The organism is Thiomicrorhabdus sp. ZW0627 (assembly GCF_029767005.1).
Lineage (GTDB): Bacteria > Pseudomonadota > Gammaproteobacteria > Thiomicrospirales > Thiomicrospiraceae > Thiomicrorhabdus.
The window spans coordinates 990,151-1,008,776 of the sequence record NZ_JARUQR010000001.1 but is presented as its reverse complement, the minus strand read 5'-3'; the positions used below and the strand labels follow the sequence as shown (position 1 = coordinate 1,008,776).

Genomic DNA, 18,626 nt, shown 5'->3' with positions numbered 1-18,626 from the left:
AGGCCTGCCCACTTTTAAAACATCCAAATCGCTCGTCTATTCGACGGTTTTCATTTAGAATAGCCGCCAATATAAATGTAAATTTAAAGAATTTAAGGGTTTGAATATGTCATTTCATGGAACGACGATACTATGCGCTAAACGCGACGGTGAAATGGTCATCGGCGGTGACGGTCAGGTGACACTGGGGCACGTGGTAATGAAAGGCAATGCGCGCAAGGTGCGCCGCTTGTATAACGGCCAAGTGCTTGCCGGTTTCGCAGGTGCGACGGCAGACGCTTTTACATTATTCGAACGTTTTGAAGGCCGTTTGCAAGCCCATAACGGACAGTTGATGCGTGCGGCTGTGGAAATGGCTAAGGATTGGCGCACCGATCGTGCTTTACGCAAGTTGGAAGCGATGATGTTGGTGGCGGATCAGGAGAATATGTTACTGATTTCAGGAACCGGAGACGTCATTGAACCGCAGCACGACTTTATCGCCATCGGTTCAGGCGGCAGTTACGCCCATTCGGCGGCGCAGGCTTTGATGGAAAATACCGAATTGTCGGCGCGTGACGTAGTTGAGAAGTCGCTGAACATTGCGGCGGAACTTTGCATCTATACCAATCATAGCCTGACGATCGAATCGTTGAGTTCAAAAGAATAATTTACAAAGGAGTAATTTGGATGGAAGCCAATAAAACGGAATGTCAGTCTGAGCATCGACCTAGTAAGGCGGAAAGAATGTTTGAGTCTGCATTGTGGAACAGTCGTTTCGTGGTGTTGATTGCGGTCATTGCCAGTATGATTACGGCATTCGGGATTTTTTACCTGACGTCGGTGGATATTTTCTACACCATTTCTCATCTGGCCCATTATCACGAAATGGATGACGCGGGACGTGCATTATTGAAAGCACAGACAGTTGCGCATGTGGTCGGTTCGGTTGACGGTTTCTTGTTGGGGGCGATCATGTTGATTTTCTCCTTGGGGCTGTATGAGTTGTTCATCTCCAAGATCGATATTGCGGAAAGCCAGCATGGCGCGAGTAATATCCTGTTCATCAGCTCTCTTGACGATTTGAAAGACCGTTTGGCGAAAGTGATCGTGTTGATCCTGATCGTTATGTTCTTTGAACAGGCGATTTTCCTGAAGCCGACCGAGCCTTTGGAATTGCTTTATTATGCTTTGGCAATCATGATGGTGGCTTTGGCGTTGTATCTGTCGCATAAGGCTTACCACTGAGCTGTTTCGATCCTGCTGTTAGGAATGATTAAAAAAGCCCCTTGATTGGGGCTTTTTTATTGTCTAAGAAAACCGGGTGGTTGGAATTTGAAAGCCTAAAAGAAGGTTAGTCCAGAAGCGGTTTGATTTCGGCCAGTAGTTTTTTCAAAGCACCGGTGTTGTGTTCAAATGCCTGATGGGCTCTTTCTCCTGCGTTTTTTTGCAACTCAGGGTTGGAAGCCAGTTCGGTTAGAGTTTGCCCGAGGGCTTGCGAGTCGTCGACCAGAGTGATGGCGTCTTCTGTGATGAAGGTCTGGTAAAGCGCATTCAAGTTGGCGAAATGCGGGCCGGAAATAACAGGTTTGTTCAAGGCGGCTGGCTCCAGAATGTTATGGCCTCCGAACGGCACCAGACTGCCGCCGATGAATGCGGCATTGCAGGCTGCAAACCATTGCATTAATTCACCGACTGTATCGGCAAGATAGACCTGTGTGTCTGAATTAATGGCTTGTTTCTGGCTGCGGCGAGCCCATTTGAACGTACTTTGGTCGAGTTGTTCCGCAATCTCCCCGAAACGATCCGCGTGGCGAGGAACTAGGATAAGCAGTGCATCTGGATGGGTTTTAAGGAGTTGACGATGTGCCTGCAGCATCTTGTTCTCTTCGCTCGTCTCGAATTGTGACGGTGAATTCGGGTCGGCATGAGTGCTGGCGGCCACCCAGACGAAACGCTTCTGCAGTTCGTTTTGAGCTTTCCATTCGTTGGCTTTTTCCAACAGGCCTGCTGGGATTTCCATATCGAACTTGATGTTGCCAAGTGTCTTGATCTTCTGTGGTTCTGCTCCGAGCGCTTCAAAGGATTGGGCGTCGACTGGAAATTGTGCAGCGATGAAGCGGGCTTGGTTCAAGGCGTCCTTGAGCATTTTCCCGCCCCACTTTTTGTAGGCCTGAAAAGACTTCTCTTTAAGGCGTGCGTTAACAAGCACAATCGGAATATCGCGTTCTGAACAGGCCTGGTATAGATTGGGCCAGATTTCGGTTTCCACCATGATCACCAGTTTGGGTTGCAGTTGATCGAGAAAGCGGTTGACTGCAAACTTGAAGTCGTAAGGAATCATTTGATGTTGAATTTCGACCGGCGCGAACTGCAGCGCTTGAATGGCACCTTGGGTTGAGCCGTTGGTAACGGTCAAAGGTAGATCAGGGTGGGCTTCTTTAAGTGCATTGAGTAGAGGGAATATCGAACGGGTTTCGCCGACGGAAACCGCGTGGATCCAGATTCCACCGGTCTGGTATCGTTGGCGATTACGTCCGAAACGGGATGCAAAGCAGTCGTGAATTGGCGGCAAATCCGGGTATTGTTTGCACTGCGACTTGTGTTTTTTGCAGCGTTTCCAGCCCGAATAGGCAATCAATGGCAGTGCCACGGTGGTCAGGAAACGGTAGACGCCAAGTCGCATGGGGTTGCCCTAGCGGTTCAGATCGTAAATCTGGATGACGCCGACAATCTCGCCCGCTTCCTGAACCAGGAGTGAGGTGATTTTATACTGGTTCATCATCTCTTCTGCTTCGTTCAATCGTGCCTCACTGTTGATGGTCTTTGGATTCGTGGCCATCAGGTCGGCAGCTTTCTTGTTCATGAATTCACCGGGATCCTGTTCCATGTGACGACGCAGGTCGCCGTCGGTAATGATTCCTCGCCCTTGGTCGACGATGCACAATCCAAGGCGTCCCTCGCTCATGGCATGGATGACTTCGGTCACGGTTGCCGATGAAGGGATCATCGGAAGGTTGGCGGAAGTCATTTCGTGTTTGACGCGTACCAGCAGTTTGCGTCCCAGACTACCGCCCGGATGGAAGCGTGCGAAATCGTGCGGTTGGAAACCGCGAGCTTCCATCAAAGCCACCGCCAACGCATCGCCCATCACAAGTGTGGCGGTGGTAGAGGAAGTAGGCGCCAGTTGGTGCGGGCACGCTTCCTGGGGAACGGATATATTTAAATGGAAATCGGAATTATTCGCCAGGGTCGATTCAGGACGTCCGGTCATAGAGATCAGGACATTACCGTTGTCTTTAAGGAAAGGCAATAGACGGATGACTTCTTCGGTTTCACCGGAATTGGAAAGTGCCAGAAAAACGTCGTCCGGCGCCACCATTCCCAAGTCGCCGTGGAAAGCTTCGCCGGGATGCATGAAGAAGCAAGGGGTTCCTGTGCTGGCGAAGGTCGCCATGATTTTCTTACCGATCAGGCCAGATTTTCCCATGCCGCAAATGACGACACGTCCCTGAGTTTTAAGAATGGCCTCGACACTGCCATTGAAGTCGTCATCCAGAAGGTTTTTCAGGTGCAGTACCGCTTCGGCTTCGATGTCGAAAACGCGTTTTGCGATGGCTTGGTAATCTGTAGACATGGCTGTTCCGTTTAACGTTTAAATGGTTCTATTCATTGCTTTAGAAGCGATAACCTAGGTGAATGTTGTGAAAATCGGTTCCAGGGTTTGGTATTTCAATCCCTGCATTTGATATATGCAGATAACGGTAACCGAGTTCGAATTGCTTGTTCTTTATTCCAAGGCCGAAAATGTCGCCGAACTGGAATTGCGTGGATTTGAATTCGTTTTCGATCGTAGCGTCGTTCAAGAATTGTAGTCCAGCACCGGTTTCCATATAAAGATCGAATTTCGATAGTTTGTAGCTGTACTGGAAGACCGGTGTGATTCCCAGGATGTATCCGTCTTTGTTGTCCGCGTTTGAGAGTGAAGAACTCCAGCGGTTGGCGTTGATCTCCCAGCGGCCGCCGATTTCAAAGTTTGGAGATTCATAAAATTTCTCTTTCCAGTCGGCACCAAGGGCTATGCGGATGTGATCGATGGTGTTATCGGACCCTTTGTCCAGACTGAATGTCAGTTGGTCGGTATCGATGCCCGGAGACAGTGAACAAGGTGCTTTACCTTGATAACACGCCATACCGAACGAAATGATCGAACCGGCAATTGCCAATGTCATAGGATCGTTGTTCGATTGGCCTGCGGATGCATTCTGTGGGCCGATGAGGCAGAGAAATGATAATCCTGCTAGAAATAATTGCTTGAAGCGCAAAGAAATCTGTTTTTTCCAACTGTGCATTTAAGGCTTTCCTGATAAACTAACGCCCATATTCTAATCGATTTAACAAGGCCTTTGGGTAATTTAGAAGCGAATTTAAGGTCCTTGTAATTTGTAAATTAATGAGTTGTTTTTAATAAATATGATGCATGATTTTTCACAATCAAAAATATTAGTCGTGGGGGATGTGATGCTGGACCAGTATTGGACTGGTCGAGCAGGTCGCATCTCTCCGGAAGCGCCGGTTCCAGTCGTGAAAGTGGCGGGTGACGAAGTCCGAGCCGGTGGCGCTGCCAACGTCGCTTTAAATATCGCCGCTTTGGGCGCGCAGGCTCATCTGATGGGGGTGATCGGTAAGGATTCCCATGGCCAGCAGTTGGAAAACTTGTTGAGTGATGCTGGTGTGACTTTAGATTGGGCTTATTCTGAGAGCGGCACGATTTGTAAATTGAGAGTGTTGAGTCACCATCAGCAATTGATCCGTATGGATTTTGAGAATCCCATTCCGGTCGAACCGGCCCAGGAACTTGCCGATAAGGTGGCTCAGGTCGTTGGAAAATATGATGTTTTGGTTGTTTCAGATTACGCCAAAGGGGCGCTGCAGTTTGTGGAGCAAATGATTGCGGCAGCCAGAAAAGCAGGTGTTCCGGTATTGATCGATCCGAAGGGATTGGACTTTTCGAGATATCAGGGGGCGACTCTGATTAAACCAAACCAGGGTGAGTTTGAAGCGATTGCCGGAACCTGCGTCGATGAACAGGATTTAGTGGCCAAAGCCGAGCAGACTTTGAATGCGTTGGATCTTCAGGGCTTGTTGGTGACCCGTAGCGAACACGGTATGGCACTGGTTACCAAAGGCGAAAAACCTTATTTGTTGAAATCTCAGGCTCAAGAAGTATTTGATGTAACTGGCGCCGGAGATACTGTGATGGCGGCCCTGGCGACCGGTTATGCCAGTGGGATGACGATGCAGAATGCCGTACACTTGGCGAATCAAGCCGCGAGCATTGTAGTACGCAAGGTTGGAACTTCTACAGTTTCCAAGGCTGAGCTGGACGAAGCGATCAAGGCGTCGATGCGTCATCAAGGGTATGTGGCGATGAACGAGGATGAACTGTTGGAACTGGTTCAGTTGGCGCAAAATAACGGCGAGCGTGTCGTGATCACCAATGGATGTTTTGATCTGCTGCACAGCGGCCATGTCCGTTATTTGAACGAAGCTGCCAAGTTGGGCGAACGTCTGATTGTAGCGGTCAATACCGACGAGTCGGTACAAAGATTAAAAGGGCCGAGCCGTCCGATTGTGCCACTGGAAGGGCGGATGGAATTGCTGTCAGCATTGAGTTGTGTTGACTGGGTGGTGCCGTTCGATGAAGAAACTCCGGAGCGTCTGATTTGCAAGCTGAAACCGGATGTCCTTGTAAAAGGTGGAGATTATCGGCCGGAAGAGATTGCAGGTTCGCAGTGTGTTTGGCAGAATGGAGGTCAGGTTGAGGTATTGTCTTTCTGGCAAGGATATTCCACGACCAATATTGTAGAACGCATCCAGGAAGCGGAGCGTCAAGAAGCGTTGGATGAATAGAGAATTGTCATTGAAGGACGATAAACAGATAAGAATCGATTTTGCTCATGCGCTTGAAGAGCATCGGCGGGCGATTGACTCGGTGTTGGAGCAGTCGCAACAGATCGAACGGGCCGTTGAGGAAATTGTCACGGCAATCGAAGCTGGCGGCAAGGTCATTTGGCTTGGAAATGGTGGCAGCGCGGCAGATGCCCAGCACATGGCCGCGGAGTTGATGGTGCGTTATGCAAAGAATCGGCGTCCGCTTGCGTCGATCGCCCTGACTACTGACAGCTCTATTTTGACGGCTCACAGTAACGACTATGAATTTGAAACCGTGTTCGCTCGACAGATAGAAGGGTTGGCGAGCCCGGACGATGTGGTGATTGCAATGTCCACATCAGGAAAAAGCGCCAATGTCGTCAAGGCGATTGAGGCGGCCAAGCTCAAAGGGTGTTTTACGATTGTTATGACAGGCCGTTCGGATAGCCCTTCAGGCGCTTTGTCCGATATCTGTTTTCAAGTGGATACGGTGGAAACCGCCCGGGCGCAAGAAGCCCACAGTTTGATCAGTCATTTAATTTGCGAAGGGTTGGACTCGGTCTATGCGACGGAATAGGAATCTCATTCTCATTCCTTGCCTTGTGGATCGGCGATGGCATGACCCTGATAGGCATATGGAGGTCTAGATGTTATTTCTGGCGGGAGATATCGGGGGAACCAAAGCACTGCTTCAACTGATTGCATTTCGGCCAGAAACGTCTGAACGCACTCTGCTCGGACAAAACCGCTACCTCTGCCAAGACTTCGATTCCTTGGAATCGATTATTCAAACTTTTCTTTCCAGTCTGAACCTTTCTTCCAGTTTTATTGAATCCGCCTGTTTCGGGCTTCCTGGTCCTGTGAACGGGCGTATTGTGCAATTGACGAATCTGCCGTGGATTGTCGATGCCGATCAAATTGAACAGGCCTGTTCAATTCGTAAAGTTTCTTTTATTAATGATTTTCACGCCGCAGCGCTCGGCGTTCCGGCACTAGAACCGGATCAGGTGTTGCCGCTTTATATGCCGCCACTGCAAGAACAGGGGGCTCAATGCAAGATTTCGAATCATTTTCTGGTTATCGGAGCCGGCACCGGTTTGGGTGTTTCCCCCGTGTTTTACGATGGTGTTCATGTCCATCCGGTCGCTTCGGAAGGCGGACATTTCGATTTTGCGCCAATTTCCCAAACTCAGCAGCTTCTTCTGACGTGGCTCTGGCAACAATACGAACACGTTTCTTACGAGCGTGTGTTGTCGGGGCCCGGACTGGAAACCCTCTATTGTTTCTTTGAATTGTTCGATTGTCCAACGACCTATTCGCTGGATGATTCACAAAACCTTAAAAAAAATCGACTTGAAAATACGCAAAATAACCAAGTAGGTTTATTTATTGCTCAATCTTTAAAGCAGAGTGGATATCCTACAACCCCGACTGCGGCGGAAATATACCGTGCCGCGGAGCTAAATGACCCAATTGCCGTGAAGGCTTTGACCGAGTTTGTAACGATCTACGGTGCTTTTGTTGGTGCGTCTGCACTATTTTGGGGTGCTTCACAGGGAGTTTATCTGGCTGGTGGAATCGCAATCAAGATTTTTGATTGGATTAGAAAGCCTTATTTTCATCAGGCCTATATCGAGAAAGGCCGCATGTCTAAAATCGTTGAGAGCCGACCCGTCTATCTGGTTTCCGACGACACTTTGGGATTAAGGGGGGCAATGCAGCACAATTTGACGGATTGAAAACGCGCTAGACCTAAATAAGTTTCTGAAGTTCAATTCTAAATGGTAACCAGTTGGATTCAAGAGGGTATCTGCATGAAGTATTATTGTGAGACGAAATCGGCAACCGAATTAACGCGTAAGACGTTGGCCGTTGTTTTGGCTGGTGGGGAAGGGAGCAGGCTAAAGGATTTGACCCGGTGGCGGGCGAAACCTGCAGTTCCTTTTGGTGGCAAATACCGGATCATCGATTTCGTTTTGTCTAATTGCGTTAATACGGGTATCCGAAAAATAGGGGTGCTTACTCAATATAAGTCTCACTCTCTGATTCGCCATATTCAACGTGCCTGGAGTTTCATGCGTTACGAGGTTGGTGAATTCGTCGAATTGTTGCCTGCACAACAACGTATCGATAAGGATTGGTACAAGGGCACTGCAGATGCGCTTTATCAGAACTTGGACATCATGCGACGCCATACCCCTGAATATGTCCTGGTGCTTGGGGGCGATCATATCTATTCCATGGACTACAGTAATATGTTGGTGAAACACGCCAATTCCGGTGCGGATGTGACTATCGGCTGTATTGAAGTACCTAAAGAGGAAGCCAAGGGTTTTGGAGTCATGTCGGTGGATGAAAACATGAAAATCACCAAATTTACCGAAAAACCGTCTGACCCCGATTCGATGCCGGGCAATCCTGACGTGGCCTTGGCTTCAATGGGAATCTATGTGTTTTCTACTGAATTCCTGTATCAAAAATTGATCGAAGACCGTGACAATCCCGATTCATCGCACGATTTCGGTAAGGATATCATTCCATCAATCATCGAAGACTGGCACGCGCGTGCTTTTCCTTTTGTGAATGAAGAAGACGGAGAGCCTATGTACTGGCGGGATGTGGGAACGGTGGAGTCTTTCTGGAAAGCAAATTTGGATCTGTGTTCAATCGAACCTGACCTGAACCTGTATGACCGGGATTGGCCGATCTGGACCTATCAGGCACAAATGCCGCCGGCCAAATTCACGTTTGATGACGAAGGGCGACGCGGTGAGGCGATCGATTCTCTTGTAGCCGGTGGATGCATTATTTCCGGGGCTCGGATTAAACGATCAGTGATTTCCAGCGGTTCTCGCATTCATAGTTATTCTTTAATTAAAGATTCCGTATTGCTACCGCGAGTCGAGGTGGGGCGTAACTGTCGTATCCAGAATGCAGTGATTGACAAGGGAACCGTGGTTCCTGAAGGCACGGTAATCGGAGAGGATCCGGTTGAAGATGCGAAACGTTTTTATGTGGAAGAGTCGTCGGGAATTGTGTTGGTGACCCCGGACATGCTGGGTAGTCGATTACACATGATCCGATAAGCGGTTTTAATAAAGGTGGTGGCGGAAATGAAAGCGAAAAACACCAAAAAAATTAAAGTTGTGCTGTGTTGGCATATGCACCAGCCGCACTATCGAGACGGTTTGGACGGGGTTTATCGACTGCCTTGGGTGTATCTGCATGCAATCAAGGATTACACCGATATGGTGTGGCATCTTGAGAAGTGTCCAGAAGCAAAAGTGGTTGTGAATTTCGCACCGGTCTTGCTGGAGCAGCTCAGCGATTACGAGCAACAGATGCAGGCGTGGTTGGATTCGGGTACTCCGATGCAGGATCCGTTATTGAACCTGTTGGCTGGCGTTACACCGGTTCCGGACGACCTTAAGATGCGAGAAGAATTGATTGCGACCTGTCTGCGTGCCTATGCCCCGACCATGATCAATGTATTGCCGCACTTTCGAGAATTGGTGGAAATGGTGCAATCTAACAGTGCACCCGAAGGTATCGACTCTATCTGTGTCGGTTATCTGAACCAACAATTTTTTACCGATCTTTTGGTGTGGTATCACCTGGCGTGGATGGGTATCAGTCTGCGTCATGAAGACGCGCGCGTGGATCAATTAATGGCTAAAAAGCACAACTACAGCCTGGAGGATCAACGCCAGATCATTGAAATCATGGCCGATGCGGTTGGGGGAATCGTGCCACGCTATCGAGCCTTGATGGAAAACGGTCAGATTGAGATTTCGATGACGCCATACGGTCACCCGATCGTGCCTTTGATGATTGATTTTGCGAGTATGCGCGATGCTTTGCCGGATGCTCCTGCACCGCATTATCCAAGCTATCCAGACGGTTACGAGCGTTCAAAGTGGCATATGGAACATGGCTTTGAGGTTTACGAGCAACATTTCGGCTGTAAGCCTCAAGGGATTTGGCTGTCAGAAGGTGCGGTGAGCAGTGCGGCTGTTGGTTTGTTAGATGAATATGGAATTCGTTGGACTGCCTCCGGTGAGGGGGTATGGCGTCACTCCTGTGAAGCCTCGCACATCAATCAACACGATCTTCATAGTAAGAGGGCTCTTTATCAGCCCTTGCAGCATGCAGATCAGGACTGCGCCTTATTTTTTAGAGATGACGGCCTGTCGGATCTGATCGGTTTTCAATACAAGGATTGGCATCCGGATGATGCGGCGGCCGATTTTGTCCAGCACATGGAGAACATCGCCAATTTCCTGGGTGAAGACGCCGAAGAACATGTGGTGAGCGTCATTCTGGATGGTGAGAATGCTTGGGAGTATTACCCGGATAACGCGCACCATTTTTTATCGAGTTTATATACGGCTCTGAGTGAACATCCCCGGGTGCAGATGACCACATTTTCGGAAGCGTTGGATCAAGGCGCCAAGGTGCGTCATCTCCCGATATTGAAGGCGGGAAGCTGGGTCTACGGTTCATTTTCGACTTGGATCGGGGAAAAGGATAAGAATAAAGGGTGGGATTTGTTGGTCGAGGCCAAGCGTAGTTTTGACGAGGTAGTTAAGAGTAAGCGGTTGACACCCGAAGAAGTCGTTTTGGCAACGGAGCAACTGGCAATTTGCGAGGGTTCCGATTGGTTCTGGTGGTTCGGTGACTACAATCCGTCGGATTCCGTAAAGGATTTCGACCGGCTGTACCGGCGTCATCTGACCAAGCTTTATCAAATGTTAGGTGAAACGCCGCCCGAGGTATTGCATGTACCAATATCGGAAGGTGGCGGTAGTATGGAAAATTCAGGAACGATGCGACGTAATTAGGAATAATCTTCTGGCATGAGGTGAGCCCGTGAATAAAAGACAAGCAGGTGTATTGTTACATCCTACCTCTCTTCCTAACGAGGAGGGTAAGCCGGGACAGTTAAATGAACAGGCCTGGCGCTTTTTGGATTGGATGGAAACCTCCGGCCTGTCGATTTGGCAGATGTTGCCTTTGGGGCATCCTCATGAAGATCGTTCTCCGTATCAAGCCGTGTCAGCTTTCGCACTGAATCCGGCGTTGTTGCCGGATGACTGGCAGCTGTTGTGTGATGAGGCAGGGTTTACATCCTATCTGCATAACCCGCCGCACTGGCTGGAAGATTACGTTTTGTTCATGACTATTCGCAAGGAGCATCATTTAGCGAGTTGGATCGATTGGCCGCACGCTTTGAAAACGCGTGAACCGGAAGCGTTGCAGGCCTTTTCAGAAAAACATCAGGCAGCCGTTCAGGTTCTGAAACGGCAGCAATATGTATTGCAGAAAGTTTGGCGAAATCTGAAAGCGGATGCGAATCGTAAAGGGATTCAGTTGTTTGGCGACATGCCGATTTTTGTTGCGTTTGACAGTGCTGACGTCTGGGCGAATCCTAGACAGTTTAAATTGGATGAAAATCTCAATCCGACCGTGGTGACCGGTGTTCCACCAGATTATTTTTCAGAAACCGGGCAACGTTGGGGAAATCCGCACTACGACTGGGAAGTGATGCGGGCTGATCATTTCAGTTGGTGGCGAAAGAGGGTGGCGACAGCGCTTGAGGATTTCGACCTGGTTCGAATCGACCACTTCCGGGGCTTTGAAGCGGCTTGGGAAATCGATGCCTCTGAAGAGACGGCCATTAACGGACGATGGGTGGAGACTCCCGGTGTGGCCTTGTTGGATGCTTTGCATGAGGACTTTCCCAGCATGCCGTTGATTGCGGAAGATTTGGGAATCATTACGGAGGGTGTCATTGCGCTAAAAAACCGTTATCACCTTCCTGGAATGTCGGTATTACAGTTTGGTTTTAACGGCTTGCCGGATAATCCGCATTCGCTTGACGAGCAGGTGGAAAACTCAGTGACCTATACCGGTACGCATGACAACGATACGAGTTTGGGATGGTATGAAAGTCTGGACTCTGGAGCTCAAACTTGGGTGAAGGAACAGCTAGCCTTTCGGGTGGGAGATAAACTGGAAGCGTTAGCGTTGCCTAAGCAGATGCCCTGGCCATTGATTGCGGCGGCACTGGAGTCTGTGGCTCAGCGCGTGGTCGTGCCAATGCAGGACTGGCTGATGTTGGGGTCGGGGCACCGTATGAATATTCCCGGTGTGGCCGACGGAAACTGGATGTGGCAGTTTCAGTGGGAACAGGTGCCGGAAACGTTAGAGCGAGACATACGGGTTTTGGTTGAGGATTCGGACCGGTTATCGGGCGAATGAGAGAAATAATAACGGACGGATTTAAATAGCAGATGCAACTAATATCAAAGACGGTTCAAGCGGTATCAGAAGATGAAATCCTGTGTTTGCAACAGGGGCGGCATCATGACCCTTTTTCTTTGTTGGGGTGTCATGAGGTGCAGGGTGAATCGGTAACTGAACAGGCCTGGTCACTTCGTGCTTGGTTGCCGACAGCTGAAGAAGCTTGTGTATTGACACTTAATGATGAAGAGATTGAATTACAGCGTATCGAAGGCAGTGATCTTTTTGTCGCACGGATCGATGCCGAGCAGAAGTCGAATTTACCTGTCCATTACAAGGTGATGTGGAAGGAGGCGGACGGTTCCCGTCACAGCATGGTTTCCCCTTATACTTTTTTGCCTCAGGTGGGAGAGTTGGATTTGCACCTGTTTGCCGAAGGGCGGCATTGGCATGTGTATGAGGTGTTGGGGGCTCACCCTCGTTCGGTTGACGGTATCGCCGGCGTGCAGTTTGCCGTTTGGGCGCCGTCTGCGGAGCGAGTGTCCGTAGTGGGGGACTTCAACGGCTGGAATGGCCTGCGTCATCCGATGCGGGTTCGAGGCGGCTCGGGTGTGTGGGAGCTTTTCATCCCTGGGCTGCACAGGGGCGATATTTATAAATTCGAGATTCGTAACCGCCACAGTGGGCAGAGCTTTACCAAAACCGACCCTTACGCACAATCGATGGAATTTCGTCCTGCTACCGGTTGCATCGTGTGTGATTCGAAATATAAGTGGAATGATCAGGCCTGGTTGGATTACCGATCAAGCTTCGATTGGCAGTCATCGCCGATCAATATCTATGAGGTACATCTTGGCTCTTGGCAGAAAGCCGAAGACGGTGGGTTTTTAAACTATCGAGAGATTGCCCACCGGTTGGTTGAGTACGTTCAGTGGATGGGGTACACGCACATTGAGTTGTTGCCTGTTTCGGAGCATCCTCTGGATCAGTCTTGGGGATACCAGACCAGCGGTTATTTCTCGCCGACCAGCCGATTCGGTTCGCCGGACGATTTTCGGTATTTTGTGGATCACTGTCACCAGCATAATATCGGTGTTTTTCTGGACTGGGTGCCGGCGCACTTCCCTAAAGACGAATTTGCGTTGGGACGTTTCGACGGTACGGCGCTTTATGAACATGAGGATCCCAGAAAAGGGGAGCATCAGGATTGGGGGACTTATATCTTCAACTTTGGCCGGAACGAAGTGCGTAACTTCCTGTTGGGCAACGCTCTATATTGGATCAAGGAATTGCATATAGACGGTTTAAGGGTGGACGCAGTCGCTTCAATGCTGTACTTGGATTATTCTCGTGATGACGGGCAGTGGGTACCGAACGAGTTTGGTGGACGGGAAAATTTGGAGGCGATTGAATTTCTGCGTGTTCTGAATGAGGAGGTTCACGGTCAGTGTCCCGGCGCATTGGTGATGGCGGAAGAGTCGACCTCTTGGCCGATGGTTTCCCGACCTACCTGGATGGGTGGGTTGGGCTTTTCCATGAAGTGGAATATGGGGTGGATGAACGATACATTGAACTATTTCGAGAAGGAGCCGATTTATCGTCCTTACCACCATAACGAGCTGACATTTAGTCAGATGTACGCCTATTCTGAAAATTTCGTCTTGCCGTTGTCGCATGACGAAGTGGTGCATATGAAACGCTCTCTGATCGGCAAGATGCCAGGCGACGATTGGCAGAAGGCGGCCAACCTGAGGTTGTTGTTGTCTTATCAGATGTTGCATCCTGGGAAGAAGTTATTGTTTATGGGAGGGGAGTTTGCCCAGTGGACCGAGTGGAATGATTCGCGCGCGCTGGATTGGTATTTGTGCGATATGCCGCTGAACCGTGGTATTCAACTTTTGGCCAAGCAGCTGAACCATCTATATAAGAGCCACCCGGCGCTTTATGAACGGGACTTCGTCAGTGAAGGGTTTGAATGGATCGACTGCCATGATTATCAGCAGTCTATCTTGAGTTTTATCCGTTATTCGGAGTACGAAAAACTGGTATGCGTGTTCAATTTCACGCCAGTGCCGAGAGAGAATTACCGTATCGGATTGCCGCAACAAGGTACTTATGTCGAACTCTTCAATTCCGATTCAGAGGGATTTGGAGGGAGTAACATGGGCAACGGCGGTTATGTGCATACACAAGATCAACCATGGATGAATCAGCCGTGTTCGGCCGAATTGACGTTGCCGCCGCTGGGTGTGCTGGTGTTATCCGTGGAATGAAACCGTCGAACTTTGACGGGATGTGTACGGATTGTTCAGGATTATCAAACGATTAAATTTTAGGATGATGCATGAAAATACTTTTTGCTACTTCTGAGGCTCACCCACTGATTAAAACCGGCGGTTTAGCAGATGTTTCAGGCAGTTTGCCGAATGCATTGGCGGCCTTGAAGCATAAGGTTCGACTTGTCTTGCCTGCTTATGGTGATGTGATGGTCAAGGTTTCGAAGAAAAGCATTCGAAAAGTGGCTGAACTGGAAGCAGGCGGTTGTGGCCGAACATTCAGCGTGACCGTATACCAGTTAAAGGCGGGGGCGTTTGACGGTATTGACGTGCCTGTCTGGTTGGTGGATATTCCCGAGTTGTTCAGTCGGGACGGAAACCCCTATTTGGCAGATGACGGAACCGATTGGTGGGATAACGGAGAGCGTTTCGGCGTATTCTCCAAGGTAGTCACCGAGTTGGCGATGGACCGGGCCGGTTTGAAGTGGAAGCCGGATGTGGTGCACGTCAACGACTGGCAGACCGGCTTGGTGTCGGCATTGCTGAGTGTGGAAGAAGCTCGGCCTAAAACCGTCTTTACGGTTCATAACATGGCGTTTCCGGGGAATTTTCCGGAGTCACTATTTTGGCAGTTGGAGCTACCGTTTTCTTTGTGGAATATGGAAGGCGTCGAGTTTTGGGGGCATTTCTCCATGCTTAAGGCCGGTTTGGTCACCGCAGATTGGGTGACGACAGTCAGCCCGACGTATGCTAAAGAGATCTGCTTTCCGGAGTTTGCATACGGCTTTGAGGGTGTCTTGCAGAAGCGCCAGGAAGAGGGGCGTTTGCTAGGGATATTGAACGGTATCGATACCCATGTGTGGAATCCCGAAGAAGATGAGTTGATTCACCGTAATTACTCAATGGAAAAAGGCCGAGTCGCCGCCAAAAAGCAAAATAAGGCATTTTTGTTGAATGAAATGTCGTTATTGGACGGCCTGGATGAAAAGGTCGTTGCGAGGGATTTGCCGAGCTGGCTGGAAGCACCTTTGGTCGGCATGGTTGGACGCCTGGTTGAACAAAAAGGAGTAGACTTAGTATTAGACATCCTGCCCGATATTCTTGAAGAGACTAATGCCAATTTCATCTTTGTAGGAAGTGGTAACAAATATTTGGAAAAGGCTCTTCAGGAAATGGCGAAAATTTATCCCAAGCGCGTTTGGGGGTTTGTCGGGTATTCGGAGTCTTTGGCGCATCAGGTCGAAGCGGGGGCGGATATGTTTTTAATGCCGTCGCGTTTCGAGCCGTGCGGTTTGAATCAAATGTATAGTTTGGCGTATGGAACGCCTCCAATCGTCCACCATACCGGAGGACTGGCAGACACAGTTGTCAATGCCACGGATGAAAACCTTAAACGGGGTACGGCAACCGGTTTCGTTTTTTACGATCCGAGCCGTTATGCCCTTAAATCGACTTTGTTACACGCTTTGCACCTGTATGGCAAAAAACGCAGCTGGCAACAGTTGCAAAAAGCAGGGATGCAGCAGAATTTTGGTTGGAAAGCCAGTGCGAAGCACTATGTGAAACTCTACTCGGAGGATGTTTGATATGCCTACGTCACTGGAAGCGAAACGAATCGAAGTGGTTTCCGATATGTTGCACCATGTCGGAATGGAAAAAGAAGATATCGAAACCGATTTTCTTAAATATCTGTGTCATACGCTCGGGCGTAATATCAGCTCGGAAGATTATTACCTGTTTAAGGCCCTGTCTTATGCGACGCGTGACCGTTTGATGACGCATTGGAAGGCGACTTGGGAAGCCTATAACGAGAAGAAGCTTAAGAAGGCTTATTATCTGTCCATGGAGTTTCTGATAGGGCGTTCATTGACCAATAACCTGTTAAATCTGGGTGTTGAAACCGAAACCGAGCAGGCTATGTATGACTTGGGTCTCAGCCTTGAAGAGATCGAGGAGACTGAGCGAGATGCCGGTTTGGGTAACGGCGGTTTGGGACGTTTGGCAGCGTGTTTTATGGATAGCTGCGCGACGCTGCGATTACCTGTGATGGGGTACGGCTTGCGTTATGAATATGGGATGTTCCGTCAGATCATCCAAAACGGTTATCAGGTGGAAGAGCCTGATCACTGGCTGGGGATGGGGCCTTATCCTTGGGAGATACAGCGTGCAGAATACACCCAGGTGGTTAAGTTCGGCGGGGATTCTCGACAATATGTCGATCCGGTTACCGGAGAGATGACAGTTCACTGGGAGCATGCCGAGGTGGTATTGGCGATTCCGTACGATGTGCCGATTCCGGGGTTTAAGAATGAAACTGTAAACACGCTTCGTTTATGGTCGGCCATGGCTAAAGAAGGTTTTGATCTTTCCGAGTTCAATGCCGGTTCTTATCATGAGGCCGTTGCAAAGAAAGCGTCTGCGGAAAATATTACGATGGTACTTTATCCGAACGATAGTAGCGAGAACGGTAAAGAGTTGCGCCTTAAACAGCAGTATTTTCTGGTGTCGGCCAGTTTGCAAGATGTGGTCGGTCAGTGGAAGTCCCGTTATGGCAGTTTTGAGGATTTTGCTGAACACAATGCATTCCAGTTGAATGATACCCATCCAAGCCTTGCTGTGGCGGAGTTGATGCGTATTTTGGTTGACAAGGAAAAGCTGGGGTGGGAAGAGGCTTGGAAAATCACCTCCAGTACGATGGCCTATACCAACCATACTTTATTGCCGGAAGCGTTGGAGAAATGGCAGGTCAGTCTGTTCTCTAAATTGTTACCTAGACCGCTGGAAATCATTTATGAGATCAATCGACGCTTTTTAAGCGAAGTGGCGATGAAATGGCCGGGAGACACAGATCGACAGCGTCGAATGTCGATTGTTGACGAACACGACAATGTTTGCATGGCCTATCTTGCGATTGTCGGCAGTCATTCCGTCAACGGTGTAGCGGAACTGCATTCGACTCTCTTGAAGGAAGGTCTTTTCAACGACTTCTATCAGTTGTGGCCGGAAAAATTCAATAACAAGACGAATGGTGTTACCCAGAGACGTTGGTTGGCTGGGTGTAATCCAGGATTGCGTGCTTTGTTGAAGGAGCATATCGGTGAAGACTGGATCACCAACCTGACCGAGCTGAAGAATATTGAGCCATTGGCGGAAGATCCTAAATTTCAACAGGCCTGGTATGAAGTTAAGCAGGCTAATAAACAACGTTTGGCGGATATGGTTAAAAGTGAAGCCGGTGTTGAGTTAAACGTGGAATCCATGTTTGACGTTCAGGTGAAACGTATCCATGAATATAAACGCCAGTTGTTGAATGTCTTGCACGTGATTCATCTCTATTCCCGTATCAAGCGAGGAGAGATTGAGAACTGGACCAATCGCTGTGTGATTTTTGGCGGTAAAGCTGCTCCGGGTTACGCGATGGCGAAGAAAATTATTAAATTGATCAATAATGTCGCCCAAGTCGTGAATGCGGATCCAGATGTTGGAGACAAGCTCAAGGTTGTGTTCTTCCCGAATTATCGTGTTTCCGCTATGGAAGTGATTTGTCCGGGAACGGATCTTTCTGAGCAGATATCTACAGCTGGTAAAGAAGCGTCCGGAACCGGAAATATGAAATTCATGATGAACGGGGCCTTGACCATTGGTACTTTGGATGGTGCTAATGTTGAAATTCACGATGCTGTTGGAGAAGAGAATTTCTTCCTGTTCGGTTTGCACACTCCGGATGTTGAAGCGTTGCGAAGAGATTATCATCCGCAAAGTTATATTGACCAGAATTATGACCTGCAAGCGGTAATGGGATTGCTCGAATCCGGACATTTTAATCAGTTTGAGCCTGGTATTTTTAACGAGATCATCCATTCGTTGAAAAGTCCGACCGATCCATGGATGACATTGGCTGATTTTCAGAGTTATGTTACCGTCCAAGAACACGCGGCAAAAGCTTATCAGGATCGTTCGGGTTGGTTGAAAATGAGTATCGTTAATTCGGCTCGTAGCGGGATTTTTTCAACGGATCGCACCATGTTGGAATACAACGAAGGTATATGGCATCTTGAACCGATTGGTTAATAGTTAATTAAATAAAGGATTCTACGTATAATTAATTATGTTTTTTTGTGTGGTTAATAATTAATTTCGTAAGTTTATGCTATACTCTTTTGTTTTATTAATGGCTGTAATTAGGTTAGTTTG

At 48.9% G+C, this 18,626-nt stretch carries 14 protein-coding genes; 11 read left to right on the top strand and 3 right to left on the bottom strand.

Annotated elements, in window-relative coordinates; genetic code table 11:
- The first annotated feature begins 106 nt into the window (after window positions 1-106).
- On the top strand, window positions 107-649 hold the full coding sequence (gene hslV, locus QCB45_RS04805) for an ATP-dependent protease subunit HslV (RefSeq protein WP_279419711.1): 543 nt from the start codon (window positions 107-109) through the stop codon (window positions 647-649).
- A gap of 20 nt (window positions 650-669) precedes the next feature.
- Entirely contained in the window at window positions 670-1,227 is a 558-nt protein-coding gene (locus tag QCB45_RS04800; protein ID WP_279419710.1) for a YqhA family protein, read from the top strand.
- Window positions 1,228-1,333: 106 nt separating this feature from the next.
- On the opposite strand, the gene QCB45_RS04795 is transcribed toward QCB45_RS04800, so the two are convergent.
- Genes QCB45_RS04795 through QCB45_RS04785 form a run of 3 tightly spaced genes read right to left on the bottom strand, consistent with a single transcriptional unit; the run spans window position 1,334 to window position 4,331 of the window.
- Complete coding sequence (locus QCB45_RS04795) at window positions 1,334-2,665, bottom strand: 3-deoxy-D-manno-octulosonic acid transferase (RefSeq protein ID WP_279419709.1); 1,332 nt, start codon at window positions 2,663-2,665, stop codon at window positions 1,334-1,336.
- Window positions 2,666-2,674: 9 nt separating this feature from the next.
- Window positions 2,675-3,616 (bottom strand): KpsF/GutQ family sugar-phosphate isomerase, encoded by a 942-nt coding sequence (locus tag QCB45_RS04790; RefSeq protein WP_279419708.1) that lies wholly within the window; start codon window positions 3,614-3,616, stop codon window positions 2,675-2,677.
- A 40-nt stretch (window positions 3,617-3,656) separates the two neighbouring features.
- On the bottom strand, window positions 3,657-4,331 hold the full coding sequence (locus QCB45_RS04785) for an acyloxyacyl hydrolase (protein ID WP_279419707.1): 675 nt from the start codon (window positions 4,329-4,331) through the stop codon (window positions 3,657-3,659).
- Between the two features lie 121 nt (window positions 4,332-4,452).
- Here QCB45_RS04785 and hldE point away from each other — a divergent pair, with 121 nt between their 5' ends.
- The 9 genes from hldE (at window position 4,453) to QCB45_RS04740 (ending at window position 18,503) form a co-directional block, all read left to right on the top strand.
- Complete coding sequence (gene hldE / locus QCB45_RS04780; RefSeq protein WP_279419706.1) at window positions 4,453-5,892, top strand: bifunctional D-glycero-beta-D-manno-heptose-7-phosphate kinase/D-glycero-beta-D-manno-heptose 1-phosphate adenylyltransferase HldE; 1,440 nt, start codon at window positions 4,453-4,455, stop codon at window positions 5,890-5,892.
- The gene (locus QCB45_RS04775) at window positions 5,885-6,490 is read left to right on the top strand and encodes an SIS domain-containing protein (protein ID WP_279419705.1); all 606 of its coding nucleotides are present in this window, start codon (window positions 5,885-5,887) and stop codon (window positions 6,488-6,490) included. Before hldE ends, QCB45_RS04775 begins: the two co-directional genes overlap by 8 nt.
- 70 nt (window positions 6,491-6,560) lie before the next feature.
- Window positions 6,561-7,652: a glucokinase gene (gene glk / locus QCB45_RS04770; RefSeq protein WP_279419704.1), complete on the top strand. Its 1,092-nt coding sequence runs from the start codon at window positions 6,561-6,563 to the stop codon at window positions 7,650-7,652.
- 75 nt (window positions 7,653-7,727) lie between these two features.
- Entirely contained in the window at window positions 7,728-8,999 is a 1,272-nt protein-coding gene (gene glgC / locus QCB45_RS04765; RefSeq protein WP_279419703.1) for a glucose-1-phosphate adenylyltransferase, read from the top strand.
- Window positions 9,000-9,026: 27 nt separating this feature from the next.
- Window positions 9,027-10,754: a glycoside hydrolase family 57 protein gene (locus QCB45_RS04760; protein WP_279419702.1), complete on the top strand. Its 1,728-nt coding sequence runs from the start codon at window positions 9,027-9,029 to the stop codon at window positions 10,752-10,754.
- Between the two features lie 28 nt (window positions 10,755-10,782).
- Window positions 10,783-12,174: a 4-alpha-glucanotransferase gene (gene malQ / locus QCB45_RS04755; protein WP_279419701.1), complete on the top strand. Its 1,392-nt coding sequence runs from the start codon at window positions 10,783-10,785 to the stop codon at window positions 12,172-12,174.
- A 32-nt stretch (window positions 12,175-12,206) separates the two neighbouring features.
- Window positions 12,207-14,429 (top strand): 1,4-alpha-glucan branching protein GlgB, encoded by a 2,223-nt coding sequence (gene glgB / locus QCB45_RS04750; RefSeq protein WP_279419700.1) that lies wholly within the window; start codon window positions 12,207-12,209, stop codon window positions 14,427-14,429.
- Window positions 14,430-14,500: 71 nt separating this feature from the next.
- Window positions 14,501-16,018: a glycogen synthase GlgA gene (glgA, locus tag QCB45_RS04745; RefSeq protein WP_279419699.1), complete on the top strand. Its 1,518-nt coding sequence runs from the start codon at window positions 14,501-14,503 to the stop codon at window positions 16,016-16,018.
- A 1-nt stretch (window position 16,019) separates the two neighbouring features.
- The gene (locus tag QCB45_RS04740) at window positions 16,020-18,503 is read left to right on the top strand and encodes a glycogen/starch/alpha-glucan phosphorylase (protein ID WP_279419698.1); all 2,484 of its coding nucleotides are present in this window, start codon (window positions 16,020-16,022) and stop codon (window positions 18,501-18,503) included.
- Window positions 18,504-18,626 lie beyond the last annotated feature (123 nt).

Coding starts and splice junctions, on each gene's coding strand:
- QCB45_RS04795 (WP_279419709.1), bottom strand. CDS start 2,665: ATGCGACTTGGCGTCTACCGTTTCCTGACCACCGTGGCACTGCCATTG.
- glgA (WP_279419699.1), top strand. CDS start 14,501: ATGAAAATACTTTTTGCTACTTCTGAGGCTCACCCACTGATTAAAACC.
- glk (WP_279419704.1), top strand. CDS start 6,561: ATGTTATTTCTGGCGGGAGATATCGGGGGAACCAAAGCACTGCTTCAA.
- glgB (WP_279419700.1), top strand. CDS start 12,207: ATGCAACTAATATCAAAGACGGTTCAAGCGGTATCAGAAGATGAAATC.
- QCB45_RS04740 (WP_279419698.1), top strand. CDS start 16,020: ATGCCTACGTCACTGGAAGCGAAACGAATCGAAGTGGTTTCCGATATG.
- hslV (WP_279419711.1), top strand. CDS start 107: ATGTCATTTCATGGAACGACGATACTATGCGCTAAACGCGACGGTGAA.
- QCB45_RS04775 (WP_279419705.1), top strand. CDS start 5,885: ATGAATAGAGAATTGTCATTGAAGGACGATAAACAGATAAGAATCGAT.
- QCB45_RS04760 (WP_279419702.1), top strand. CDS start 9,027: ATGAAAGCGAAAAACACCAAAAAAATTAAAGTTGTGCTGTGTTGGCAT.
- QCB45_RS04785 (WP_279419707.1), bottom strand. CDS start 4,331: ATGCACAGTTGGAAAAAACAGATTTCTTTGCGCTTCAAGCAATTATTT.
- QCB45_RS04800 (WP_279419710.1), top strand. CDS start 670: ATGGAAGCCAATAAAACGGAATGTCAGTCTGAGCATCGACCTAGTAAG.
- hldE (WP_279419706.1), top strand. CDS start 4,453: ATGATGCATGATTTTTCACAATCAAAAATATTAGTCGTGGGGGATGTG.
- QCB45_RS04790 (WP_279419708.1), bottom strand. CDS start 3,616: ATGTCTACAGATTACCAAGCCATCGCAAAACGCGTTTTCGACATCGAA.
- glgC (WP_279419703.1), top strand. CDS start 7,728: ATGAAGTATTATTGTGAGACGAAATCGGCAACCGAATTAACGCGTAAG.